This is a genomic window from Campylobacter sp. 10_1_50 (assembly GCF_000238755.1).
In the GTDB taxonomy this organism is placed as follows: Bacteria; Campylobacterota; Campylobacteria; order Campylobacterales; family Campylobacteraceae; genus Campylobacter_A; species Campylobacter_A concisus_R.
The window spans coordinates 195,128-210,517 of sequence record NZ_JH414888.1 but is presented as its reverse complement, the minus strand read 5'-3'; the positions used below and the strand labels follow the sequence as shown (position 1 = coordinate 210,517).

Below are 15,390 nucleotides of genomic sequence, written 5' to 3'. Positions count from 1 at the left end.
AGATGGCAAGGATAGGATTTTTAAGCCACGCTGATATGAGCATACACTTTTTTAGACGCCCTATAATGCAGGCTTTAAAAGATATGGGGCATGAGGTTTTTGCTATCGCTCCAAAAGGAAATTTCACTAATGAGCTTGCTAAAAGCTTTCACACCGTCACCTACGAGCTTGATAAGGCGAGCCTAAATCCACTAACCGTGATAAATAACTCAAAAAAACTATCTCAAATTTTAGGCGAGCTAAATTTAGACCTGCTTCAAACTGGCGCCCATAAGTCAAATGTCTTTGGCACATTTGCTGCTAAAAATGCTGGCATAAAGCACGTAATAAATTTGGTTGAAGGCCTTGGTAGCTTTTATATCGATGATGATATTAAGACAAAGGCCGTGCGTTTTGTCATGGAGAGCCTTTATAAGCTATCTTTTGCAAAGGCTGATGCTTGCATCTTCGTAAATGACGCGGATCCAGACTATCTGATCTCTAAAAATTTGATAGATAAAAGCAAAGTGTACCGCATAAAAAGTGTCGGCGTCGATACTGCTAAATTTGACCCAGCTATCACGCAGGCAGCGGACCTTGGTGAAAAAAAGGTGGTTCTCATGATAGCCAGAGCCATGTGGCACAAGGGTGTTCGTGAATTTTACGAGGCAGCAGAAATTTTAAATGGCTATAAAAACTGCGAATTTGTCTTTGTTGGCGAAGGCTTTAGTGGCAATAAATCAACCGCAGACGAGAGCTTTTTAAAAGGTGGCAAGGTGCGATATCTCGGCGCTAGAAACGACATACCACAGCTTTTAAAAGCTTCTTACTTGCTAGCTTTACCAAGCTACAAAGAGGGCTTTCCAAGAACGGTTTTAGAGGCGATGAGCATGGCTAAAGCAGTCGTTGCAAGCGACGTGACAGGATGTAATGAAGCTGTAAAAGAGGGCTATAACGGACTTTTATGCAAGGTAAAAGACGCGAGCGACCTAGCAGAAAAGATAAAAATTTTGCTTGATGACGAAGCGCTTTGTGTAAAACTTGGTCAAAATGGCAGAAGCTGGGCAGTTAGTGAGTTTGACGAGAAGCAAATCGCAAAAAGATATATAGAAATTTATAGGAAATTTATAGATGTATAGAAATTTTTTAAAGAGGGTGATTGATATTTTGGGAGCTTTGTTTTTGCTCATTTTGACATCGCCTATCATCATAGCAACGGCGATTTTTATCTATTTTAAAGTAAGTCGTGACGTCATTTTTACGCAGGCAAGACCGGGGCTAAATGAGAAAATTTTTAAAATTTATAAATTTAAGACTATGAGTGACGAGCGTGACGCAAATGGCGAGCTCTTGCCAGATGATCAGCGTCTTGGTAAATTTGGCAAACTGATCCGCTCTCTTAGCCTCGATGAGCTGCCACAGCTCTTTAACGTGCTAAAGGGCGATATGAGTTTTATCGGACCAAGGCCGCTTTTGGTTGAGTATCTACCCATCTATAACGAAACGCAAAAGCACCGCCACGATGTGCGCCCTGGTATCACGGGTCTAGCGCAGGTAAATGGCAGAAACGCCATAAGCTGGCAGAAAAAATTTGAGTACGACGTCTATTACGCTAAAAATTTAAGCTTTATGCTTGATGTAAAGATCGCTTTGCAGACCATCGAAAAGGTGCTAAAACGAAGTGGTGTCAGCAAAGAGGGGCAGGCGACGACGGAGAAATTTAATGGCAAAAACTAAGAAAATTTACATCTACGGAGCGAGCGGGCATGGGCTTGTGATCGCTGACATCGCTAGAGATAATGGCTATAATGAGATAGTTTTTTTAGACGATGCTAGTGAGCGTAAATTTAGCCCAGAGCTTGAAAAAGCTGACATCATAATAGCCATAGGCGATAATAAAACAAGGCAAAAGATCAGCCAAAAGGTGGAGGATGTTGGCTTTGAGATAGTAAATTTGATCCATAAAAGTGCGGTTGTGAGCGAGAGCGCTATGATAGAAAAAGGCGTAGTGGTCATGCCAAATGCCGTGATAAACGCAAAAGCTCGCATAAAAGAGGGCGCTATCATAAACTCTGGTGCGGTGATAGAGCATGAGTGCGTGATAGGAAAATTTGCTCACATCAGCCCAAATGCAGCCCTTGCTGGAAACGTTAGCGTGGGCGAATTTACGCACGTTGGCATTGGCTCAAGCGTCATTCAAGGTATAAGCATCGGTAAAAACTGCATCATAGGCGCTGGAAGCGTTGTCGTTAGAAATATAAAGGATGGCATAAAGGCGTATGGTGTGCCTGCATGCGAGCGCGCTAAGATATAAATTTAAAAATAAGTGCTAAAATCGCCAAAAAATCACGAAAGGTATGAAAATGGATAGGGTTTTTTTATCTCCACCAAATATGAGTGGAAAAGAGCAAGAATATATAAAAAAAGTTTTTGAAAGCAACTATATAGCGCCACTTGGCGAATATGTCAATAAATTTGAAGATAGCATAAAAGCTTATACTGGTGCCAAAGATGCGCTTGCACTATGCGCTGGAACTGCGGCACTTCACCTAGCACTTCGCGTCCTTGGCGTAAAAGAGGGCGATCTTGTGCTAGCTTCTAGCTTTACTTTCATGGCTTCAGTCTCGCCGATACTTTATGAAAAGGCAACTCCAGTCTTTATAGATAGCGACGAGAGCTGGAATTTAAGCCCAGAACTACTTAAAAAAGCGATCTCAAATTTACCTAAAAAGCCAAAAGCACTAGTCGTCACTCATCTTTACGGACAAGCTTCAAAGATGAAAGAAATTTGCGAAATTTGCCAAAACGAGGGCATCGCTTTGGTCGAAGATGCAGCTGAAGCACTTGGTGGATTTTACGGCGGCAAGGCGCTTGGCACATTTGGCGTGATGGGCGGATATAGCTTCAATGGCAATAAGATCATCACTACTTCAGGTGGCGGCATGCTAGTTGGAGATAGCGAATTTGTAGAAAAGGCTAGATTTTACAGCACTCAAGCAAGAGAACCTTTGCTTCACTACGAGCACAAGGACTACGGCTACAACTACCGCTTAAGTAACGTTTTAGGCGCTATTGGCGTGGCTCAGATGGAGGTTTTAGAAAAAAGAGTCGAGCAAAAGAGAAAAGTCTTTGAAATTTATGAAAAAGAGCTTGGCGATATTTTAGATTTTATGCCAGAGCTACCAAATTCTCGTGGAAACAGATGGCTTACAACTGGCGTTTTTGCTAAAAAAGACGCGCACTTAAAGGTTATAAAAGCACTAGCTGATGAAAACATCGAGAGCCGCCCACTTTGGAAGCCTATGCACTTGCAGCCTGTCTTTAAAGGTGCGTTAAGCTTTGTTGATGGATATAGCGAAGATCTATTTTCAAGAGGAATTTGCTTGCCAAGCGGCAGCGATATGAGCGAGCAGACACAAGAAAGAGTGATAAAAATAGTCAAGGAAAATGCGTAAATGTTTCATGCAACGAAGTTAAAAAGGCTCGTATTTTTCCTTCTTGGCGATGTTTTTATATTTGTTTTTTCGATATATGCAGCTTATCTTTTGAGATTTAACGCCGACATCCCAGATATCTATGTGCAAGGGCTTTTTGTAACGGCTGGCTTTTTGATCGTATTTAAGCTCTTTTTTATGTGGATGTTTAAAATTTACAAGGTGCCGTGGAGATTTTTTGGCTTAAATGAAGCTCGTAAAATTTTCCTAGCTCACGTTTGCGCGGCGATCTTATTTACGATCGTATTTTTCATCATTCAAGATTTTTTAAATCCTTACCCAAGAAGCGTCATCTTTATCGATCTTCTTATCTCATGCTTACTTATCGGGCTTTTGAGGATTTCAAAGCGTATGGTGCTTGACTTTTCAAACAGACCTCACAAAGGCGAGCCTTGTATCGTTATAGGCGCGACCTCAAAGGCGCTTCACGTATTACGTGGCTTAAAGCAGGGCTATCTTGACTACTACGCAGTTGGTGTGGTAGATGGCAGGAGCGATCTTGTTGGCACATATTGTGATGGATTTTTAGTTCAAGATAAAAAAGATATACCAAGCCTTATAAAAGACTACGACGCAAAGACTGCTATCATCGCACTAGCACTTGATCAAGACGAGCTTCAAGCTTTAGTCGATGAGCTAACTGGATATGGCATAAGAGATATGAAGCTCTTTTCGCTTATCGAAAATGAGCCGATCAAAGATATCTCGATCGAAGATTTGCTCGCTAGAAAGCCAAAAGACCTTAATCCAGAGGCTATTTCAAGTTTCTTAAAAGATAAAAAAGTGCTTGTCACTGGAGCTGGCGGAAGTATAGGAAGCGAAATTTGTAAGCAGTGCTTGAAATATGGCGTAAGCGAGCTTATAATGGTCGAGCACAGCGAGTTTAACCTTTATAAAATAGGCGAAGATACAAGAGATAAAAGAACTGTTAGCAAGCTTGTAAATATCACAAATTTAAAAGACTTTGAAGAGGTTTTTGAAGAATTTAGACCAGAGATCGTCATCCACGCTGCAGCTTACAAGCACGTGCCACTTTGCGAGCTAAATCCTCGCTCAGCAGTTGAAAACAACATCCTTGGCACAAAAAATGCAGTCGATCTTTCTAAAAAATATGGTGCTAAGAAATTTGTCATGATCTCATCAGACAAGGCTGTGCGCCCAACAAACATAATGGGTACAACTAAGCGTGTTTGCGAGCTTTATGCGCTAAATTCAAACGAAGCAGGTGTGTGCGAGATAGTTTGCGTGCGCTTTGGTAATGTCCTTGGTTCAAGTGGCTCAGTCATACCTAAATTTAAGGCGCAGATCGCTGTAAATAAGCCTTTAAGCGTCACCCACCCAGAGATCACAAGATACTTTATGCTTACATCTGAAGCGTGTCAGCTAGTCCTTCAAGCAGCCTCTATCGCAAAAGGTGGAGAGCTTTTCGTGCTTGATATGGGCGAGCCTGTTAAGATCGTCGATCTTGCTAAAAAGATGCTTCTGCTTTCAAATAAAGAGCATCTGGGCATCGAATTTGTAGGGCTTAGACCTGGCGAGAAGCTTTATGAGGAGCTGCTTATCAACAAAGATGACGTTCAAACTAAGTATGAGTCGATCTTTGTGACGCACTCACAGCCTTATGATCTGACCCTTTTAAATTCACAGATAAATGGGCTTTTACAGCTTGAAGATGACGAGGTAGCACCTGCTCTTAAGGTGATCGTGCCAGAGTTTAATCATGCATTAAATTTAAAAGGCTAGTTTTGGTTATAAAAGATATTAAGAGATTTAGTGACACGAGATACAAGGCAAGGGCGTATATCTGCTATTTATTTAGTAGAAATTTGCCAAACAGACTGCCTGGAGTGTGCTTAGAAAACATAAAAGCTGGCTTTGATAAGATCAGCCACGAGATAGAAAATTTTGACGCACTATACATTTTGGACGAAAATGGCATACAGATCGAAGACTCGATCAGCCTAAATGAAAAGTATAAAATCCCAAAAGGTGAAAACCGCGCAAACAAGGCATACTACTACACCGCCGTGCGCGAGAAAAGGTGCGTTTTAAGCGATCCATATCCATCAAGTCTAAATGGAGGTTTGTGTGTCACAGCAAGCGTACCTATCTATAATGAAAAAAATGAGCTTAAATTTATCGCTTGCATCGATATAAGCCTAGAAAATATCCTAAATATGGTCGATAGCGGCTTTGTCGAGGAGCATTTTGGTAGATTTTTAAAGACAGTCTATGCGCTCTTTTGTGCATCGCTTTTTATGATCTGCGCATTTTTATTTTGGCACGGTGTAAAGAGCTTTATCTCAAAGAGCATCGAGCATATAAATGTCGAAGAAATTTTTGAATCAACCATCATTTTAACACTGGCTCTTGCCATTTTTGACCTTGTTAAGACGATATTTGAAGAAGAGGTTTTAGGCAAAAATCACGAAGAAAATAGCGTTATTTATAAGACGATGGTGAGATTTATCGGCTCTATCATCATCGCACTTGCAATCGAGGCGCTCATGCTAGTCTTTAAATTTGCTATCACTGCACCTGAAAATATCATAAACGCTATCTATCTAATAGGCGGTGTGGCGATGCTGATGGCGGCACTTAGCTTTTATCTTTTTAGCGTAAAAAGACAAGAGAATAGATGATCGCTATTATTGATTATGGTGCTGGAAACATCAAAAGCGTGATAAATGCTTTTAAATTTCTTGGGCATGAGTGCATTTTACTAAGTGAGCCCAAGAGTTTAAAAGAGCACTCTCACATCGTTTTACCAGGTGTTGGGGCATTTGGCGAGGCGATGAAAAAGCTCAAGATTAACGGCATGGATGAAGCGATAAAAGAGGCTGTAAAAAGTGGAAAAGCCTTTATAGGAATTTGCCTTGGTATGCAGCTTTTGTTTGAAAAAAGCTTTGAATTTGGCGAGCACGAGGGGCTTTCTCTTTTGCCAGGCGAGGTTGTTAAATTTGATGAAACTAAATTTGATAAACCGCTGAAGATCCCACATGTTGGCTGGAACACACTCGAGTTTAAACAAAACAGCCCTTTAAGATTAGGATTAAAAGAGCTTGAATATTTATACTTTGTGCATAGCTACCACGTGGTTTGCGATGATAAATTTGCACTTGCAAAGACAACTTATGGATATGAATTTACAAGTGCGGTTCAGCACGAAAATCTCTTTGGTTTTCAGCCTCATCCAGAAAAAAGTCATGAGGTTGGGCTTAAAATTTTAGAAAATTTTGCGAGGTTGTGATGGAAATTTTCCCAGCGATAGATCTAAAAGAGGGGCAAGCAGTTAGGCTTAGCAAAGGGCTAATGCAAAGCGCTAAAATTTATAGCAGTGAGCCAAGTGAGCTAGCTAAAAGATTTGAAGATTACGGCGCAAAATGGCTGCATGTGGTCGATCTTGACGGAGCATTTGCAGGAGAAGCTATAAATTTTAACACGATAGAAAAGATAGTAAAAGCTACAAATTTAAAGGTGCAAGTGGGTGGTGGCATAAGGGATGAAGAGCGTATAAAGCGCTATTTGGACCTTGGAGTTAGCAGGGTGATCCTTGGATCAGTTGCTCTTCGTGATCCAGATTTTACAGCAAAAATGGCTGAAATTTACAGAGTCGTAGTTGGCATAGACGCAAAAGATGGCTATGTGGCAGTGCAAGGCTGGGGCGAGGTTTCAAGTATAAAAGCGGTCGATCTTGCAAAAAAAATTGCAGATGTGGGTGTAGAAGCTGTGATTTGCACCGATATTAACAAAGACGGAATGCTTGGCGGAGTTAATGTTGATTTTAGCTTGCAAATAGCTAGAAGCAGCAAGCTTGAGACCATAGCAAGTGGCGGTGTGAGCGATATAAACGACATTTTGGCGCTTAAAGAGACAAAAGAGATAGCTGGCGTGATCGTTGGTAAAGCTTACTATGAGGGACGACTTGATTTGAAAGATGCTTTCAAACAAGTTGGCTAGCGTTAAAGCTTTTATAAATTTTAATTAGCTAGAATAGGGCAATTTTTACTAAAAGGATATTATGTGAAGATTTTGGTTGTAGATGACAGCTCAACAATGAGAAGGATCATAAAAAATACTTTGCAAAGGTTAGGACATCAAGAAATTCTTGAGGCTGAGCACGGGCTTGAAGCTTGGAATATCTTGACACAAAACGAGGGTATTGAGGTTCTTATTACTGACTGGAACATGCCTGAGATGAATGGTCTTGAGCTTGTTAAAAAGGTAAGAGCTGAGCAAAAATATGTTGATATGCCTATCATAATGGTAACAACAGAGGGCGGAAAAGCCGAGGTTATAACAGCTTTAAAAGCAGGTGTTAATAACTACATCGTTAAACCTTTTACGCCACAAGTTTTAAAAGAGAAGCTTGAAGACGTTCTTGGTTAATGAAAGATAAATTTTACGAATTAAGCATCAAAACATCAAATTTTTATGATGAAATTTTAGAGTTAGTTTTTTCTTTTGGGGTCACCTGTGTAGAAGAGCTAGATCATGAGATCATCATCAGGGAAGAGTATGATCTAAAAGATATAGCTTGGGGTGTCGAAGAGTATGCAAAAGGGCTCTCTAGCGTTCGTAAAATTTCAAATGATTTAAAAATTTCTCTTAATTTAAAAGAAAACAAAGACTGGCTAGGCGAATATAAAAAGGCAGTTAAGCCTATTTTGGTTGATAAAATTTATATTAGACCTAGCTGGGAAGAGCCAATTAGAGGCGTAACAAATATCATAATCGACCCAGCTCTAGCCTTTGGCTCAGGGCACCATGAAAGCACAAATTCTTGCTTGCAACTTTTACAAAAATATGCAAAAAGTGGCGATAGCGCTTTAGATGTGGGATGCGGAAGCGGGATATTAAGCATAGCTTTGGCAAAGTTTGGCTGCAAGGTCGATGCCTGCGATACAGACGAGCAAGCCACGCAAAGCTCACTTAGCAATGCCCAGCTAAATGGGGTTAAATTTAATAAAATTTGGACAGGTTCTATTGCAAATTTAGAGCAAAAATATGACATCGTCGTAGCAAATATCATTGCTGATGTCATTTTTATGCTCTCAAATGACTTGAAAAAATCGCTTAAAAAAGGCGGCTATTTAGTATTGTCTGGAATTTTGAACAAATACGAAGATAGGATTAAAGATACGTTTAAGGATTTGGAGCTAGTTGAGATAAAACAGGCTAATGATTGGGTTAGCTTTGTTTATAAGGAAATGGATGAATAATCAAAATAATAACCAAAACAATGGCGATAATAACGGGTTTTTTAACAAAAATCCCATCTTTATCTTTGCTATTTTTGCGATAGTTATAGTTCTAGCTTTTAGAAGCTTTAGTGGCGACGGACTAGGCGGTACTTTTGGGCTTGGCAGCAACGCTCAAAGCAAGATGGTGGCCTACTCCGAATTTAAAGATATGCTAAAAAATAAGCAACTAAATGAGGTTGCGATATCTGAAACCACGATAAAAGGCGTTGGTAATGATAAAACCATCTACCTCGCAAAGCGCATAAATGATCCAACTCTCATTGGCATACTTGAGCAAAACGGCATAACTTACAGCGTTTATAGCGAAAATAACTGGTTTGGAGATCTTATATTTTCATGGATCATACCGGTGTTTATATTTTTTGCTATTTGGATGTTTATCGCTAGCCGTATGCAAAAGAATATCGGCGGTGGCATACTTGGCATAGGAAGTGCGAAAAAGCTTATAAATTCTGAAAAACCAAAAGTTAAATTTGACGATGTTGCAGGCGTTGAAGAGGCAAAAGAAGAGGTTCAAGAGATAGTTGATTATTTAAAGAGCCCAGATAAATATCTAAGACTTGGAGCTAAAATTCCAAAAGGTATTTTGCTAGTTGGCCCTCCAGGTACTGGTAAAACGCTTCTTGCAAGAGCAGTTGCAGGCGAGGCTAGCGTGCCATTTTTCTCTATGTCGGCATCAAGCTTTATAGAGATGTTTGTTGGCGTTGGTGCAAGTAGGGTTAGGGATCTTTTTGAAAATGCAAAAAAAGAGGCTCCATCGATTGTATTTATAGATGAGATCGACGCAATCGGTAAGAGCAGAAATTCTGGTCCTATGGGTGGCAATGACGAGAGGGAGCAGACACTAAATCAGCTTCTTTCTGAGATGGACGGCTTTGATGCGGATAAGTCGCCAGTCATCGTTATAGCAGCTACAAATAGACCTGAAGTTTTAGATGCTGCACTTTTAAGACCGGGTAGATTTGACAGGCAAGTGCTTGTTGATAAGCCTGATTTTAAAGGACGTTGCGACATCTTAAAAGTCCATATGAAAGATGTTAAAATCGGCAAAGATGTAAATATCGAGGATATCGCAAGGCTTACTACTGGTTTAGCTGGTGCTGATCTTGAAAATATCATAAATGAGGCAGCTCTTCTTGCAGGACGTAAGTCAAAGACTTTTGTCGAGCAGGCTGATCTAGTGGAGGCTGTTGAGAGATCGATAGCTGGTTTAGAGAAAAAATCACGCCGCGTAAATCCAAAAGAGAAAAAGATAGTCACTTACCATGAAAGCGGCCATGCCTTGATAGCTGAGCTAACAAAAGGTGCAAAAAGAGTGACAAAGGTCTCAGTCGTACCACGCGGTCTTGCAGCGCTTGGCTATACGCTAAATACGCCTGAAGAGAATAAATTTATGATGCAAAAGCATGAACTACTTGCAGAAGTGGATGTGCTTTTGGCTGGTAGGGCTGCTGAAGAGGTCTTTATAAAAGAGATATCAACTGGAGCTAGCAACGATCTAGAGCGTGCAACTGATATCATAAAAGCTATGGTTAGCATGTATGGTATGAGTGATGTTGCCGGTCTTATGGTACTTGAAAAGCAACGCGCGACATTTTTAAATGGCGGACAAAGTATAAAAGACTATAGCGACAAGATGGCTGAAAAGGTTGATGAGTTCGTAAAAGCACTTCTTCATGAGAGATATACAGCTGTGCTTGGTCTTCTTGAAATTTATAAAGGTGCCATTGAAAACATGGTTTCAGCACTTTACGAAGAAGAGACTATCGAGGGAAAAAGAGTTAGAGAGATCATCAAAAACTATGAAGAAGAAAATGGTCTTGAAAGCAGGCTTGTGGAGCTTGAAGAAGAGGAAAAAGGCAAAAAAGAGGAATAAAAATGAGTGGCTACATCGCAAAAGCAGGATATAAATTTATATTATTCTTTTTGATTTTATTTGCTATATCTGCATTGTTTGGTATTGTGCCACTATTTTTTCTAGCACTGCTTCTTTTAAATCTTTATTTTTTTAGAGACCCTGAAAGAGAGCCTTTTACTGATGATAAACTAGCCTTACTTTCGCCCATAGATGGTAAGATAAAAGAGATCAGCGTTTCAAATTTTGATGATAAAGAGGTGGCTAAGATAGTTATCTCAAAGCCATTTTTTGGCGTAGGTACGCTAAGAGCTATAAGCGATGCTAACGTCACTGAAGTTAAAAAAAGGCATGGGCTCTTTTTATGCCAGGCTATGAAAATTTCAGAGATGCTAAATGAAAGAGCGATAATTCGTTTTGAAAAAGGAAATATTAAATTTGCTATGAAGATCATAGCTGGAGTTTTTAGTAGAAGTTTAGAAATTTATAACATTACCAGTCTAAAAGCCTCTAGAAAATTTGGCTTTTTAGGAAGCGGCGAAGTGATTTTATACTTGCCAAGAGATACTAAAATTTGCGTAAGCGTTGGCGAGAGCGTTAAAGCTGCTTCACTTCTTGGATACTTTGAAGAGGAAAAATAAAATGAATAGCATACAAAAAATGCAGTTAATGTATATCTTGCCAAATTTATTTACCGCTGCAAGCGCTTTTTTGGGCGTTATAAGCATTATTTCATCTATTCAGGGGAACTATTTTAAAGCCATTATTTACATCATTCTTTCACTGATTTTAGACGGACTTGATGGACGCGTGGCAAGACTTACAAAGACTACAAGTAAATTTGGCGTGGAGTTTGATAGTCTTGCAGACCTTGTAGCATTTGGTGTGGCCCCAGCGATTTTATTTTATCTAACAGTTGGTGCAAAATTTGGCAGATTTGGTGCGTTAATAGCAGCTATGTTTGTTGTCTTTGGTGCTATTAGGCTAGCTCGTTTTAACGTTACTACTGGCACATACGAACCAAATGTTTTCATCGGACTTCCTATACCATCAGCAGCCATCATCGGAGTGCTTTGGGTTGGTGTTTATCTAAAGCATGAATTTTTATATGGTTTTGAGTGGTGCTTGATATTGCTTGAAGCAGTTTTAGCTATCTTGATGGTTAGCAACATCCGCTACCCAAGCTTTAAAAAGATGAATTTAAAACAAACTCATGTTATGCGAATTTTAGTAGCACTTGTAGTTGTATTTTCTATGCTTTATCTATATCCTTACGAGAGTGCGACCTTTTTTATGAGCGTTTATATGCTTTATGGTATTATTAGAGCGGCGATAATGTTTAGCAAAAATCACAAAAAAAAGGAGAGCGAATGAGCGAAAATGGCATAATAAAATCGCGTAAATTTTTACCAAAAATCGAAATTAAAAACTCTCTACTGCTGCTACTTAGGTAGCAAATTCTTCTTTACTTAACTCATTAAATTTAAATATAAAAAATTATAAAAGGACAAAAAATGGATAAAAATAAAATTATAATCTTTGATACGACTTTAAGAGATGGCGAGCAAAGCCCAGGAGCTTCTATGAACACAGCTGAAAAGCTTCAGATCGCACTTCAGCTTGAAAGGCTTGGTGTGGATGTGATGGAGGCTGGATTTGCAGCTGCAAGTCCAGGGGACTTTGACGCGGTAAATCAGATCGCAAAGCAAGCTTCAAACATCACTGTCTGCTCGCTTGCACGTGCTGTTGAGCGTGATATCAAGGCAGCTGGCGAGGCATTAGCTCCAGCAAAAAACAAAAGAATTCACACCTTCATAGCAACAAGTCCGATCCACATGGAGTATAAGCTAAAAATGAGCCCAGACGAGGTGATCAGGCGTGCAGTCGAGGCGGTGCAATACTCAAAAACATTTTGCGATGACGTGGAGTTTAGCTGCGAGGATGCTTGCAGAAGCGAGATGAGCTTTTTAAAAGAAATTTGCGATGCAGCGATAAACGCAGGGGCAAAAACCATAAACATCCCTGATACGGTTGGCTACTTGTATCCAGAGGAGATCACAGCTCGCATTAGCGAAATAGTAAAATTTATAGGCGATAGAGCGGTAGTTTCGGTGCATAACCACAACGATCTAGGCATGGCAACAGCAAATTCACTAGCTGCTATAAAAGCTGGTGCAAGGCAGGTTGAAGGCACGATAAATGGCATCGGCGAGCGCGCTGGAAATGCTGCACTTGAAGAGATCGTGATGGCCATAAAAACTCGTCAGGACGTCTTTGCGCCGCTTTACACAGGCATCATCTCAAAAGAAATTTATCCAACTTCAAGACTGATCGCTAGCATCACAGGCATCGAGCCACAGCCAAACAAAGCAATCGTTGGCAAAAACGCCTTTGCGCACGAGAGTGGCATCCATCAAGACGGCGTACTAAAGCACAAAGAGACTTATGAGATCATCAGTGCTGAGAGTATCGGCTTAGAGAAAAACTCGCTCGTTCTTGGCAAGCACAGCGGCCGCCATGCGTTTAAAGATAAGCTTGCTAGCCTTGGATTTGACCTTGATAGCGATGCGCTTAATAAGGCGTTTGAGAAATTTAAAGACTTGGCAGATAAGAAAAAAGAGATATTTGACGATGATATCAGGGCGCTTGTTGCAGAGGAGATCACCAAGATCCCACAAGCTTACGAGATCACAGACTTGCTTCAAAGTAGCGGTGGCAGCTTAGCAAGTGCCTCTATGAGCATCAGACACAACGACGAGATCGTTAGCGACTCAGCCCTTGGCAATGGCACAGCAGATGCGATATTTAAGGTAGTTGATCGCATTAGTGGCATTAGTGGCACGCTAAAAGACTACAAGGTCACAGCTGTTTCTCAGGGCAAAGACGCTCTTGCAAAGGTCGATGTAAAAGTCGAGTTTGAGGGCAAGACAGCCGTAATGGGTCATGGACTAGATATCGATACGATGATGGCAAGCGCTAAGGCCTATGTCGGCGCACTAAATAGCTACCTTCGCATCCATAAAAACTAAAATTTTAGCCAGCTGTTAAATTTGCAGCTGGCTAATTTAAATTTAGCTGCTCTTTAAATTTACTGCGTTTTTCAAATTTTAAAACTTTCATTCACCTCTAAGAACTGACTACTAAAATTACTCGTTCATGAAATTTTAAAATTTGCTAGATTCTCATCTTGGATTGTTAAATTAGTCTATTGTAGAGCTGACTATTAAATTTATATCCAAAAATGTCAGCTCTAACTAATTTGAAATGTAAATTTAGCCTTATTGCTCAACTATCTTTTTAACAGCTAGTGAAGCTAAATTTAGTCCAAAGCAGGCAGTCACACCCATGAAGCTTCCAAGTGGCTTGCAAAGTGGCTCTTCAACCGAAAAGACCACGTCAAATTTACCGCTAAAGCCTGATTTTTTGAGCTCATATCTATATTTTCTAGCTAGTGGATCGACCGAAGTTTTCCAAACGCAGGCCACCTTGATCTTGGTTGGATCAACCCTTTTTGCCCCACCCATCGAGGCTATAAATTTGCTAGGATCTACTGCGTTTGCAAGGGCAATCTTGGCGGTGATATCATCGATAGCATCGATCACCACGTCAAATTTACTAAAGTCAAATCCAGTGACAAACTCAGGCGTTATCAGCGTCTGCATAGGCGTGACGCAAGGATAAATTTTGGCAAACTCCTCCACTTTTATGCTGCCTACATTTTCGCTGTAAATTTGGCGGTTTTGATTTGTCACGTCAAAGATGTCTTTATCGATCAGCGTGATGCTTCCGACCCCGCTTCTAGCAAGCGCATCTACGCACATTCCGCCCACACCTCCGGCTCCGCAAACTAGCACTTTTGCGCTTTGAAGCTTACTAAAACCATCCTCGCCAAAGAGCCATCTTAACCTTGTAAATCTATCATTTTGCATCAAATTTCCCTTTTAAGCTCTCCAAGCTCTCGTATGAAGTCATATTTAGTTTTATGGGCGTTATCGTGGCAAAGCCCTCATTTACCTTGCTGATGTCGCTTGGCTCACCTTTTTCGTATTCAAGTGCGGCGTTTCCAAGCCAGTAGTACTCGATGCCTCTTGGGTTGCGATTAAGCGTGGCATGCGTGGCGTAGGTGCGTCTGCCAGCTGGCACGACGGCATAACCTTTGAAATTTTTGCTAGCTCTAGCTGGGATATTTACATTTAGAAATTCTCTTTGATTTAGCAAAATTTCATCATTTAGCACCTTTGGTACGACAAATTTAACGATCTCTTTTGCTAACTCAAAGCCAAGTTCATTTAGTGAGTTGTTTTCATAAAACTGTGAAAAAGCGATGCTTCTAATGCCCTGCAAAACGCCCTCCATCGCCGCTCCACACGTGCCAGAGTAGGTGATATCTTCGCCTAAATTTGCCCCGTGATTTATGCCGCTTATCACTAGATCTGGCTTTTTGTTATAAAGTGCGTGAAGTGCGAGATAGACGCAGTCGCTGGGCGTTGCGTCGTCAAGCTTAAAAAAGCCATCATCAAGTTTTATAAATCTAAGAGGCCTTGTGAGTGTCAAAGAGTGAGCGCAGGCTGATTTTTCAGAGCTTGGAGCCACGATCGTGACATTTACGTCATCTAGCTCGCTTAAAGCTTCTTTTAAGGCAAGCAGCCCAGTCGCTTCAAATCCATCGTCATTTGTTATCAAAATTTCTTTCAAATTTTATCCTTTAAAGGGTTGGATTTTATCACAGCTTTCTTAAAATTTTAAAGAATTTTTGCGTATAATGCCCCCCAAAAAAAGACCTGATGAAAGTGTGTAA

16 protein-coding genes are annotated in these 15,390 nt (G+C 40.5%); 14 read left to right on the top strand and 2 right to left on the bottom strand.

Going from position 1 to position 15,390, the window contains the following annotated elements; all coding sequences use genetic code 11:
- Positions 1 to 2: 2 nt before the first annotated feature.
- The 14 genes from pglA to HMPREF1019_RS05285 all read left to right on the top strand — a co-directional run bounded on the left by pglA (position 3) and on the right by HMPREF1019_RS05285 (position 13,621).
- Positions 3 to 1,118, top strand: coding sequence for a N,N'-diacetylbacillosaminyl-diphospho-undecaprenol alpha-1,3-N-acetylgalactosaminyltransferase (pglA, locus tag HMPREF1019_RS05350; RefSeq protein ID WP_009294684.1), 1,116 nt, complete (start codon positions 3 to 5; stop codon positions 1,116 to 1,118).
- Positions 1,111 to 1,716 (top strand): undecaprenyl phosphate N,N'-diacetylbacillosamine 1-phosphate transferase, encoded by a 606-nt coding sequence (gene pglC / locus HMPREF1019_RS05345; protein ID WP_009294683.1) that lies wholly within the window; start codon positions 1,111 to 1,113, stop codon positions 1,714 to 1,716. The genes pglA and pglC overlap by 8 nt, the downstream gene beginning before the upstream one ends.
- Complete coding sequence (gene pglD, locus HMPREF1019_RS05340; protein ID WP_009294682.1) at positions 1,703 to 2,293, top strand: UDP-N-acetylbacillosamine N-acetyltransferase; 591 nt, start codon at positions 1,703 to 1,705, stop codon at positions 2,291 to 2,293. Before pglC ends, pglD begins: the two co-directional genes overlap by 14 nt.
- A 49-nt stretch (positions 2,294 to 2,342) precedes the next feature.
- Positions 2,343 to 3,434, top strand: a complete 1,092-nt coding sequence (gene pglE, locus HMPREF1019_RS05335; protein ID WP_009294681.1) for a UDP-N-acetylbacillosamine transaminase — start codon at positions 2,343 to 2,345, stop codon at positions 3,432 to 3,434.
- Positions 3,435 to 5,216 carry a UDP-N-acetylglucosamine 4,6-dehydratase (configuration-retaining) gene (pglF, locus tag HMPREF1019_RS05330; RefSeq protein ID WP_009294680.1) on the top strand — a complete coding sequence of 594 codons (1,782 nt, stop codon included), beginning with the start codon at positions 3,435 to 3,437 and terminating at the stop codon, positions 5,214 to 5,216. It abuts the gene before it with no gap.
- Positions 5,217 to 5,218: 2 nt separating this feature from the next.
- Positions 5,219 to 6,115, top strand: a complete 897-nt coding sequence (locus HMPREF1019_RS05325; protein WP_009294679.1) for a PDC sensor domain-containing protein — start codon at positions 5,219 to 5,221, stop codon at positions 6,113 to 6,115.
- Entirely contained in the window at positions 6,112 to 6,723 is a 612-nt protein-coding gene (gene hisH, locus HMPREF1019_RS05320) for an imidazole glycerol phosphate synthase subunit HisH (RefSeq protein WP_009294678.1), read from the top strand. The genes HMPREF1019_RS05325 and hisH overlap by 4 nt, the downstream gene beginning before the upstream one ends.
- Positions 6,723 to 7,433, top strand: a complete 711-nt coding sequence (gene hisA / locus HMPREF1019_RS05315) for a 1-(5-phosphoribosyl)-5-[(5-phosphoribosylamino)methylideneamino]imidazole-4-carboxamide isomerase (protein WP_009294676.1) — start codon at positions 6,723 to 6,725, stop codon at positions 7,431 to 7,433. The genes hisH and hisA overlap by 1 nt, the downstream gene beginning before the upstream one ends.
- 63 nt (positions 7,434 to 7,496) lie before the next feature.
- Positions 7,497 to 7,862, top strand: a complete 366-nt coding sequence (locus tag HMPREF1019_RS05310) for a chemotaxis response regulator CheY (RefSeq protein ID WP_002939933.1) — start codon at positions 7,497 to 7,499, stop codon at positions 7,860 to 7,862.
- On the top strand, positions 7,862 to 8,695 hold the full coding sequence (locus tag HMPREF1019_RS05305) for a 50S ribosomal protein L11 methyltransferase (protein WP_009294675.1): 834 nt from the start codon (positions 7,862 to 7,864) through the stop codon (positions 8,693 to 8,695). Before HMPREF1019_RS05310 ends, HMPREF1019_RS05305 begins: the two co-directional genes overlap by 1 nt.
- Complete coding sequence (gene ftsH / locus HMPREF1019_RS05300) at positions 8,688 to 10,613, top strand: ATP-dependent zinc metalloprotease FtsH (protein ID WP_009294674.1); 1,926 nt, start codon at positions 8,688 to 8,690, stop codon at positions 10,611 to 10,613. The genes HMPREF1019_RS05305 and ftsH overlap by 8 nt, the downstream gene beginning before the upstream one ends.
- Before the next feature lie 2 nt (positions 10,614 to 10,615).
- Positions 10,616 to 11,233, top strand: coding sequence for a phosphatidylserine decarboxylase (locus HMPREF1019_RS05295; protein WP_009294673.1), 618 nt, complete (start codon positions 10,616 to 10,618; stop codon positions 11,231 to 11,233).
- A gap of 1 nt (position 11,234) precedes the next feature.
- Entirely contained in the window at positions 11,235 to 11,966 is a 732-nt protein-coding gene (pssA, locus tag HMPREF1019_RS05290) for a CDP-diacylglycerol--serine O-phosphatidyltransferase (protein WP_009294672.1), read from the top strand.
- Between the two features lie 140 nt (positions 11,967 to 12,106).
- On the top strand, positions 12,107 to 13,621 hold the full coding sequence (locus tag HMPREF1019_RS05285; RefSeq protein ID WP_009294671.1) for a 2-isopropylmalate synthase: 1,515 nt from the start codon (positions 12,107 to 12,109) through the stop codon (positions 13,619 to 13,621).
- Between the two features lie 249 nt (positions 13,622 to 13,870).
- Here the strand turns inward: HMPREF1019_RS05285 and HMPREF1019_RS05280 are convergent, their stop codons facing one another.
- Positions 13,871 to 14,521 (bottom strand): tRNA threonylcarbamoyladenosine dehydratase, encoded by a 651-nt coding sequence (locus HMPREF1019_RS05280; RefSeq protein WP_009294670.1) that lies wholly within the window; start codon positions 14,519 to 14,521, stop codon positions 13,871 to 13,873.
- Positions 14,511 to 15,287, bottom strand: a complete 777-nt coding sequence (gene surE, locus HMPREF1019_RS05275) for a 5'/3'-nucleotidase SurE (RefSeq protein WP_009294669.1) — start codon at positions 15,285 to 15,287, stop codon at positions 14,511 to 14,513. The genes HMPREF1019_RS05280 and surE overlap by 11 nt, the downstream gene beginning before the upstream one ends.
- Between the last annotated feature and the right edge of the window lie 103 nt (positions 15,288 to 15,390).